The organism is Streptomyces sp. WAC05292, assembly GCF_003949955.1.
GTDB lineage: Bacteria > Actinomycetota > Actinomycetes > Streptomycetales > Streptomycetaceae > Streptomyces > Streptomyces globosus.
The window spans coordinates 1-825 of sequence record NZ_RPSE01000816.1; the positions used below are offsets into that span (position 1 = coordinate 1).

An 825-nucleotide genomic window follows, 5' to 3' on the forward strand; every position below is an offset into this window, starting at 1 on the left:
GGTCAGGTGGTCGGGGGGTTCTCCGTCAGCTGGCGGCGGAGTTCCAGGAGGGTGCTCAGGGCCTTGCTGTACATCAGGAGGCTCTTCTCGCTGTGCGAGGTGATCGCCGTCTTGATCTCGGCGTAGGTGTGGGTGATGAGCTGGTCCAGGTCCTGCTTGTCGATGCCGTTCACGGGCTTCCCCTTCCTTCGGGTGAGTGGTTGCGGGTCGGTGGCTACGGGCGGGTGACGGGCCAGGAGGTGAGGCTCTGCCAGGGGCCGCAGTCCCGGGTGTTCTCCGTACCCTTGCAGACGGCCACGGAGCCGGTCGTGGTGGGCATGTAGGACTGGCTCACCCGGATGTCGGCGGTGTCGTTGCCGCAGACGGTGGCCTGCTTGCGCGGCGGCGTCGGCACGAAGTCGAACTGCCAGCGCGCCCAGACCGAGTAGCAGCCCTCGCCGGTGTTGGCGAGGCGTCCTTCGACGACCACCTGGAGCGGCCCGCCGGTGGACCGTTCCACCCAGCGTCCGCCCGAGGCGGTCGCCGTCTCGTGGGACGCGGACCAGGCGACGCCGCGGGCCGGCTTGTCCTCGGCGGTCGCCGGGCCGGCGAGGGGGAGGACGCAGCAGGCCGCAGCGGTGACCGCTGTGGCCCAGGATCGGATGCGCATCAGAGCACTGCCTTCTCTTTCGGGCCCAGGAAGGGCGGGGTGGAGACGCCGTGGTGGCGGCGGAGCGCGGACAGGGCGGCGAGGTGGCCGCACATGCCGTGCACGGAGGGGCCCGGCGGTGTGGACGCCGAGCAGAGGTACACCCCGGGGAGCGGGGTGGTGTAGGGGTCGAGGCG

2 protein-coding genes and 1 pseudogene are annotated in these 825 nt (G+C 71.3%); all 3 read right to left on the reverse strand.

From position 1 onward, the window contains the following. Window positions 1-2 precede the first annotated feature (2 nt). A complete protein-coding gene (locus EF903_RS34605; protein WP_185902968.1) occupies window positions 3-173 on the reverse strand; it encodes a hypothetical protein in 171 nt (56 codons plus the stop codon). Between the two features lie 41 nt (window positions 174-214). Beyond that, window positions 215-649: a hypothetical protein gene (locus EF903_RS33210; RefSeq protein ID WP_125548592.1), complete on the reverse strand. Its 435-nt coding sequence runs from the start codon at window positions 647-649 to the stop codon at window positions 215-217. Beyond that, window positions 649-825: pseudogene (locus EF903_RS35725) on the reverse strand (dehydrogenase); the annotation flags it as partial. The gene EF903_RS33210 and the pseudogene EF903_RS35725, both read right to left, overlap by 1 nt.

Coding starts and splice junctions, on each gene's coding strand:
- EF903_RS33210 (WP_125548592.1), bottom strand. CDS start 649: ATGCGCATCCGATCCTGGGCCACAGCGGTCACCGCTGCGGCCTGCTGC.